This is a genomic window from Micromonospora tarensis, from assembly GCF_016803395.1.
Classification (GTDB): domain Bacteria; phylum Actinomycetota; class Actinomycetes; order Mycobacteriales; family Micromonosporaceae; genus Micromonospora; species Micromonospora tarensis.
In genome coordinates, this window is record NZ_JAEVHL010000012.1 from 62,838 (window position 1) to 70,731 (window position 7,894).

Annotated in this window: 9 protein-coding genes; all 9 read left to right on the top strand. The window is 70.6% G+C overall.

Going from position 1 to position 7,894, the window contains the following annotated elements; translation table 11 throughout:
- Window positions 1–90 precede the first annotated feature (90 nt).
- Window positions 91–954 carry a branched-chain amino acid ABC transporter permease gene (locus tag JM949_RS04900; protein WP_238432596.1) on the top strand — a complete coding sequence of 288 codons (864 nt, stop codon included), beginning with the start codon at window positions 91–93 and terminating at the stop codon, window positions 952–954.
- Window positions 951–2,459, top strand: coding sequence for an ATP-binding cassette domain-containing protein (locus JM949_RS04905; RefSeq protein ID WP_203147239.1), 1,509 nt, complete (start codon window positions 951–953; stop codon window positions 2,457–2,459). The genes JM949_RS04900 and JM949_RS04905 overlap by 4 nt, the downstream gene beginning before the upstream one ends.
- Before the next feature lie 202 nt (window positions 2,460–2,661).
- Window positions 2,662–3,024 (top strand): hypothetical protein, encoded by a 363-nt coding sequence (locus JM949_RS04910; protein WP_203147240.1) that lies wholly within the window; start codon window positions 2,662–2,664, stop codon window positions 3,022–3,024.
- 15 nt (window positions 3,025–3,039) lie between these two features.
- Complete coding sequence (locus JM949_RS04915) at window positions 3,040–3,831, top strand: methyltransferase domain-containing protein (protein WP_203147241.1); 792 nt, start codon at window positions 3,040–3,042, stop codon at window positions 3,829–3,831.
- Between the two features lie 134 nt (window positions 3,832–3,965).
- Window positions 3,966–4,637: a hypothetical protein gene (locus tag JM949_RS04920; protein WP_203147242.1), complete on the top strand. Its 672-nt coding sequence runs from the start codon at window positions 3,966–3,968 to the stop codon at window positions 4,635–4,637.
- An 18-nt stretch (window positions 4,638–4,655) separates the two neighbouring features.
- On the top strand, window positions 4,656–5,798 hold the full coding sequence (locus JM949_RS04925) for a tetratricopeptide repeat protein (RefSeq protein ID WP_203147243.1): 1,143 nt from the start codon (window positions 4,656–4,658) through the stop codon (window positions 5,796–5,798).
- A complete protein-coding gene (locus JM949_RS04930) occupies window positions 5,795–6,532 on the top strand; it encodes a methyltransferase domain-containing protein (RefSeq protein ID WP_203147244.1) in 738 nt (245 codons plus the stop codon). The genes JM949_RS04925 and JM949_RS04930 overlap by 4 nt, the downstream gene beginning before the upstream one ends.
- A gap of 215 nt (window positions 6,533–6,747) precedes the next feature.
- A complete protein-coding gene (locus JM949_RS04935) occupies window positions 6,748–6,999 on the top strand; it encodes a hypothetical protein (RefSeq protein ID WP_203147245.1) in 252 nt (83 codons plus the stop codon).
- Window positions 7,000–7,348: 349 nt separating this feature from the next.
- Window positions 7,349–7,813 carry a hypothetical protein gene (locus JM949_RS04940; protein WP_203147246.1) on the top strand — a complete coding sequence of 155 codons (465 nt, stop codon included), beginning with the start codon at window positions 7,349–7,351 and terminating at the stop codon, window positions 7,811–7,813.
- Window positions 7,814–7,894 lie beyond the last annotated feature (81 nt).

Sequence of the window (7,894 nt, forward strand, 5' to 3'; positions counted from 1 at the left end):
ACGGCGCAACGGCCACCCGCCAACCGGGCGGCTCGCCTGGTACCTGTCGCTTCGGGGATCGTCATCGCGGCGGCAGTGACGCTGCCATGGATGGTCAACGCCTACCTCGTCTCGCTCGCCGCCACCGCCCTGGTCATGGCCGTGCTCGCGATGAGCGCGCAGCTGCTAGTAGGGCTGGCCGGGCAACCACCCCTCGGGCAGGCCGCGTACCTCGTCGTCGGCGCGTACACCGCCGCTACCCTCGCCACGCTGACCAGTCTCGGTCCGGTTCAGTTGCTCGCGGCGAGCGCCGTCGGGGCCGTCGCCGCCGCGGTGACCGGCCTGCTCGCGGTGCGGGTCCGGGGCACCACCTTCCTCATGGTCACCTTCGGTGTCGGTGAGCTCGTGCACGCTGCCGCTGGTCAGTGGGCGCCGGGTGGCAGCGAAGGCACCCACACCCCACCGGTGATCGCGCTGCCCGGCCTGGCACCGATGGTCCGGCCCGGCTGGGTGTACCTATACGTCCTCGCGTGCACCCTGATCATCGGCGCCGCCGTCACCGTCCTCACTCGCACTCGCTTCGCTCTGCTCCTGCGCGGCATCGCCGCCCACGAGCCTCGCGTGCAAGCCACCGGCCACCACACCAGCGGACTCCTGCTCGCCGCCTACACCGCAGCTGGTGCGATCGCAGGCGCGGCCGGCGCGCTGCTCGTGGCGGTGACCCGCTACGTCTCGCCCGCCGACGCCGCCATGGGCATATCCGCGATCGCCCTCGCCGCCGCGCTGATCGGATCCGGCAGCATGATCGGCGCCTGCGCCGCCGCGATCCTCCTCGTGGCCGTCCGGGACTGGGCCGGTGGGCTGCTCAGCGGCCACGGCAGCACCCTGCTCGGCCTGAGCTTCCTCGCCCTGGCCTACCTGCCCCGACACCGGCTGGCCGGGCTCCTCCGCCTACGCGATCGGGGGCGGACATGAGCGCACCGCTGCTGCGACTGGACACCGTCAGCCGCGCCTACGGCGCCCGCCGAGCCGTCGACGAGGTCAGCCTCGACCTGCACCCGGGGGCCCGGCACGCGCTCATCGGACCCAACGGCGCCGGCAAGAGCACCCTGCTACACCTGATCGCCGGCACCCTGCGCCCGACGTCGGGGCGCATCCACTACGCCGGACACGACATCCACCGCTGGCCGGCCCACCGCCGCGCCCGCGCCGGCATCGCCCGCACCTGGCAGCATCCCGCTCTCGCCCGCCCACTGACGGTCGCGCAGAACGTGCTACTCGCCGTGCCTGGGCAGCACGTGGCCGCGCTGCGCCTGCGGCCTCGCGCGTCGGCGGCGGCCCTGGACGCGTTGGACCAGGTTGGGCTGGCCGAGCACGCCCAGTGGCCCACCAGCCAACTCTCGTACGGCGACCAACGCCGCCTCGAAGTCGCCGTCGCCCTGGCCGCCCAGCCCCGACTGCTCCTGCTCGACGAACCCTCCGCCGGCCTCGCCACCACCGAGGTCACCCGCCTCGCCGAGCTGATCCGCGCACTCCCCACCGACATCGCCGTGCTGCTGGTCGACCACAACCTCGACTTCGTCACCGCGGTCGCCGACACCGTCACCGTCCTGCACCACGGCCAACACCTCACCACCGGCACCCCCAGCGACGTGCGCACCCACCCCGACGTGCGCCGCGTGTACCTCGCCGAGGCAGACCCCACCAAACACGTGCCCACAACGCCGGGGGCCACCGACCCGCCCGCAGCTGCGCCGCCCGTCCTGCGGGTGCGCAACCTGCGAGCCGGGCATCACGGCGCGCCTGTGCTCACCGGCGTCACGCTCAATGTGCGAGCCGGGAGGGTGAGCGCCGTGGTCGGCCGCAACGGGGCCGGCAAAACCACTCTGATCAACACCATCGCTGGCCTACACCCCGCGCTGTCGGGTACTGAAATCGCCCTCAACGACCGACTGATGACAGGCCTTTCTGCCCGCCGCCGCTGCCGCGCCGGCATCGGCCTCGTTCCGCAAGGACGCCGCCTATTCGCCGGCCTCACCGTCGCCGAGCACCTCGCGCTGCCCCGACCGCACCCCGGCCGCCCCCGCACCATCACCGCACGGCAGATCCTCGACCTCTTTCCCGCGCTGGGCGAGCGCCGCCACCACCGGCCCCACCAACTCTCCGGCGGCGAACAGCAAATGCTCGCCTTGGCCCGCGCCCTGCTCGCCGGGCCGCAGGTGCTGCTACTCGACGAACCCTCCGAGGGCCTCGCCCCCGCGATCGTCGGCCAGCTCGCCGCGATCATCACCGGCCTCGCCGCGACCGGCAGCGCTGTCCTGCTCGCCGAGCAGAACCTCGCCCTCGCCCTCGACATCGCGCACGACGTCGCCGTCCTCGACCGGGGCACCATCGCCCTGCACGCCCCCACAGCAGACCTGCGTGCCGATCCCACCCGGCTACAAGACGTGCTCGCCGTACCCACGGGATCCCCACGATGACCACCACCGCCACCCTCCGCAGCCCGGCGAGGCGACCTCCGCGCCTCGCGTACGCCCTGCACCTGGCGGGTCCGGCCCCACCAGGTGCAGGGCCGCCGTCCGAGCATCCATCGCGGGCGGCGGTGGGTGGTTGGCGTCGCCGACCCGAACGGCGTCGCCGACCACCCCACCCACCTTCAAGCAGGCAAGAGGCGGTGACATCGTGAACGACGACGACACCAGCCTCTGGCTGCTCACCGAACTGGCCAGCTGCACCACCTGCCGAGGTCTCCTCCAGCCCTACGCCGCCGCTCCCCGTCGCCGGTTCTATGTCTGCTTCTGCCCTGGGGCCCTGTACGACGCGCAGCACCTCGAAGCACTCGTCGTCGGCTTCGCCGCCGCCTACGACCGGCGCACCGCGGCCACCCGGCCACTCATCACCTACCAGCGATGGCAGGAGTCCACCCGAGCCGACCTACGCCAACACCTGATCCGGCTTGTCGAGCAGGCCCTCGTCCAGAGCCCTGAATCCGTCGAGCTGCGCTGGACCCACAGCGGCACCAGCGTTCTCGCGAACCATGGCTAAACCCAGGAGGAACCGATGACGTCCACCCACCAGCGCCACCAGATCTCCAGCAGCACGCCGCCCCGAGACCTGCCGAACGTGTTCGACCCGATCACGACACGCGAGTTCACCCGCATCGGGATCAAGGATGGGCAGCGCGTCCTCGATGTCGGGGCCAGAGCCGGTTCGCTCACGCGTCACCTCGCCGGCCTGGTCGGATCGTCGGGTCGTGTCGTCGCTGTGGACAGCAACGCGAAACTGCTCGACCCCACCGCGATCGTCCACGTCTACGAACGCGACCTGCGCCACGGGCTGCAACTACCCGCCGAAGCCGCGCCGTTCGACCTGATCAATGCGCGCTGCGCGCTGGCGCCGCTTGCCAACCGAACCGATTTGCTCGACGAGATGATGTCCCTACTGAAGCCGGGCGGATGGCTCGTCCTCGGCGACATCGTCTACTCCCGCATGTGGGTGCACCGCGCTCCCTCCCCCGAAGACGCGGAACTACTCGCCACCGTTGTGCACCGCGTTCTCGACGTCCTCGCCAGCCAGGGCGTCGACCTGCACTGGGGCGACAGGGCAGCCTCCCTGCTGCTGCACGCCGGGATGAACCACGTGCACGCCCGCACCACCGCCCGCACCTGGACCGGCGGCGGCCCCGGCTGCCAGCTCTACGCCGACAACGTCCACCAACTGGCCGACCAGCTGCTGGTCGACGGCGCGACGGAAGAGGACCTGGACCGCTTCGCCGAGCTGATGGCCGACCCGATGGTGGTGCTGCGCTCCTACCAGTTCACCTCCACCATCGCCCAGGCCCCCGCCCACTAGCGCGCCCGCGCCAGAACGAAACCTCAGCGCCCGGCCGCCACTGCAGGCACACCGACGTGAGTGGGCACCTGGCGGCGGCTCGCGCCTAGCCCCACAGTCCCCGCCAGCCCGTCGACTAACGCAAGGGAAGAACCGTGCACCTCACGATGCCCCGGGCACCGCAACCAGCGCGAGGGCTCTCCCAGACGTCCGCTCGCAGGGCAATCGACCACGCCGCCGAACGACAGACGCTCGGTGATCTCCATGACGCCTACCAGTGGGCGGTCTACGCCCACACGCTCGCTCACCGCAGCAATCATCCCGCGGAGCGCCTCGACGCGACGGCGATGCTGGCACCCCTGGCCGCGCTGACCGGACACGCCGACCAGGCCGTCACCGCCTACCGCGGCCTGGTCGACCTCGCCACCGCCGAACTCGGCGCTAGCCACGAGCGGACCCTGTACGCCCGCGCCGGCATGGCCGAGGCGCACCACCGCGTCGGCCGCTGTGAGAAGGCAATCCGAGACCTCGCAGACGTCTACACCACTGCCGCAGAACGGCACGGACCCGAAGCGCCGGTCAGCCTGAAAACGCTCACACAACTCGCGTGCCTCTACCGCGACTGCGGGTGGCACGACGTCGCCCACCGCTGCCTCGCCGCTGCCACGACGATCGCCGCCCGCTACCTGCGCAAAGGCGATCCCATTCGCGCCCGCGTCACGAACATCGCTCAGACGCCCGCCGGTGAAAACCACCGCGCCGTCTGCACCCAGGCAACGCCCTCATGGCCAGCACCGAGTGGCTTGTCAACCGCGAGAACCACCTGATCAGGGAAGGAACAGGCCATGCCGTCGCGGACCTCACCGGCTACCCCATGGACGCCGGCGTTCGTTGCCGACGCGGTCGCCGCGACGCTCAAGCGTGCCGCCGAGCACGACCTGCACCATGCGATCACCGAGGTGGCCCGCGAGCGCGGGTTGTCACAGGCCACGATCGAGGAGTGGGTGGCGCGAGCCCGCGCGGTGCCAGCCGCACCAGTCCCGCCGGGACTGGTGACCTGCCATGACTGCGACCACCCGATGATCCTGGTGCAGCTTCCCAAGTGCCCGCCGGTCTACCTGTGCATGCCGGCCTGCGGCCGAGCACCCGTGCCGGCGCAGTCGCTGCGCGACGCGGTCGCCCGGGCGGTGCTGCACCGCGCCCCGCACCTCGTGCCCAAGGACAAGATCGATGCCGCTGCCGCGTACGCCCCCGGTGGCATTCACCGGGTCGCAGTCGGTGCCTCGCCCAAGGATCTGCACTTCACGTGGCGGTCCGACCCGCGGCAGCTCGTCGGACCGCGGATGTCCCCGGCTCAACGGCTCAACTATGCCCGTGCTCGCGCCAATCACGGTGATCGTGCACGCGCCATCGAGGTTCTGCACACCGGCCTGCTGCACACCGACCCCACCGATGACAGCTCCGCCCTGGACGTCGCCACTGCCAACTCTGCCGCGTTACTCGCAGAACTCGCTCTCGCCGACGGCGACCCCAACGCCGCGTTGCCATGGGCCGGGTGGGCGCACCGATCCCTGCGTCGTCTGCGCGGTGCCACGTCACCGGAGGCGACTGCCGCGCTTAAGGTCCTCGCCGCCGCGTACCGCCGTACTGGCAACCTCCCCGAAGCGGCCAACTGCTACCGCGATCTCATCCGCCACCACACCTCCGCCGACGGCCCCCGGGCATTGCCCACCCTCGCCGCCCAAGCGACTCTCGCGCTCGTCCTTTATCAAGACGGGCACTGCGCCCAAGCGCGCCAACTCCTCGCCCGGGCCGCCGCCGAGCACCGCGCCGCGCACCCAGGCCACCGCGACGGCCCGCGCCTGCGCCAAGAACTGAACCGCATGCGTGCCACCTGCGTCGACCAACGCCACGGCCACCCGGCCCGAATCGACGACCCGCCGCACGACATCGCGGCGGCACTCACCAAGGAGAGCTCAACACCTTGACTCACAGCACTAGCCGCGCTGATCAGAACAACGACACCGACGCGCCGATCGGCGGACAGCAGTGGCGCACAGCGGCACAAACAACACTCACGCGACTATTGACCGACCAACTGGACCGGGTCAACGTCAGCACCGGGCACCGAGTCTTGGACCTCACCGGCGCCGCCGACATCGCGCACGTGTCCCGGCTGGTCGGCCCGAGCGGACACCTCACCGCCGTCAACGCTTCAAGCGGGACGGATCTACCCGCTGATCCACGCGGCTTTGACATTGTGCTCGCCCACCGTCAGCCAGACCAACTCGACGCGATCGCACCGATGACCGCATTGCTCCGCTCCGGAGGCTGGCTCATCCTCGCCGGCACCATCGTCGCCCCGCCGGTCGTCTACAGCGCTGTCCCGGGTGGCACCACCGTCATCGACTTGGTTATCCGGGCGATCCACGCCCTCACTCCGTCTCCGGCGGCCTCTCCCTCGACCGACGCCACCATCGGGCTACTCGTCGCCCTGGGCATGGACCAGGTGTGCGCCACCACTCACACCGAGACCATCCGCGGCGGCGGTCCCGGATGCGCCCTCTACCGCCACGCCGCCCGGCACCTGCGGGATCAGCTCCCCGGCGCCAACGGGTTCACCAACGCCGAACTCGACCAATTCGACCGACTCATGCAGGACCCGGGGGTCCTGCTACGCGTCGACAGCAACGTCACCCTCCACGCCCGTATGACCACCTGATGCTGACTTCCCGGAAGCCGGCGACCACGCACGCCGGTCGGCATAACGCCGGGTGGCTCGCCGCGGCCACCATCGGCTTACCCGCCGACGTCTCCGACCAGCCGATTGAGGAGACGCCTATCGCGACCGACACATCGCCCAGTGACCGTGACGCTGTCCTGCGCGGCAGGCCAATCTGACCAGGCGGTGAGAAATTGCGCTCGGACGGTCGGTCGATGGCGGGCAAGCGGCGCCGCATCTACACGACGCTGCTCGAGGATCCCACGCGGACATGGACGGTGCGTGAGCTGGCCGCCATGGTGGACACCCCTCCAGAGGGCACTTCAGAGGGCACCGTCCGCGACACCTTCAACGTGCTGCTCGCCGACGGACACCTGCGGCAGGTGCCACACCAGCGCTCCCTGACGGCCATGCTCACCAATCGCGGCCAACAGGAACTGACCAACCTGCTCCGCAATGCCACCTAGCGCCTACAGCCAACGGAAACACAACGAGCGGCGTACGCGCGCTTACGTCCCAACTGCCACCGACGACACCAAAGCCGGGCCGTCTGAATGCCGAAGCCGGCCAGCGACAGCCTCTGACCACCTACCGATCCAGCGAGGAATCAGTACCACGATGCCCATGCCCCGACGCACTGCCTTCGCCCACCTGCTGACTGCGAGCGCTCTCGGAGTCCTGCTCACTGCCTGCCAATCAAGCACCCCCGCCGGCCAAGACCACCCGCAACCTGCGTCCGTAGCACCACGGCAGCAAAGCACCACGACGCCTCCAACGGCCGCCACCGATCCCGGCCTCACCCCGCACCAACGCCTGATGGCCCTCGCCGGGAACGTCGGCAGCACACCCGCCGACGCCGCCACCGGACTGCCCTACACCTACCTGCACACCCAGTCGTGGACCCGCGCCACCAACAAGATCACCCGCACCGACCTCCAGCGCTGGCGCCGCGACGCCGACGACTCCGGCCGCGAGGTGACCCGCCGGCTCCCCGACGTGCCTGGCCTCGCCCACCGCCCGACCCAGGCCGAGCACGGCCAATTCGCCACAGCCCAAAAGACGACCACCCCATACCTCGCGGGCGACCTGAAGCCGTACCTCACCGAACCGCTGCCCACCGACGCCACCGCGCTCGCCAGCGCGCTGGCCCCACGCGAACTGGCCGGTAGGCCCGCCTACCCGCGAATGCTCGTCCACGGCGTCACCGGCCTCGCCATCCATCAATACCTCAACCAGGACCAGCGCCAGGCCACTCTGCGCGTCCTAGTAGTGCTTTGTTAGGTGGGCGTGTCGTGGGGTCATCGGAGTCGTCCGGGTAGTTCGATGTTGCGGTGACTCCTGACGAGCTTTCGGTTGTGCGGC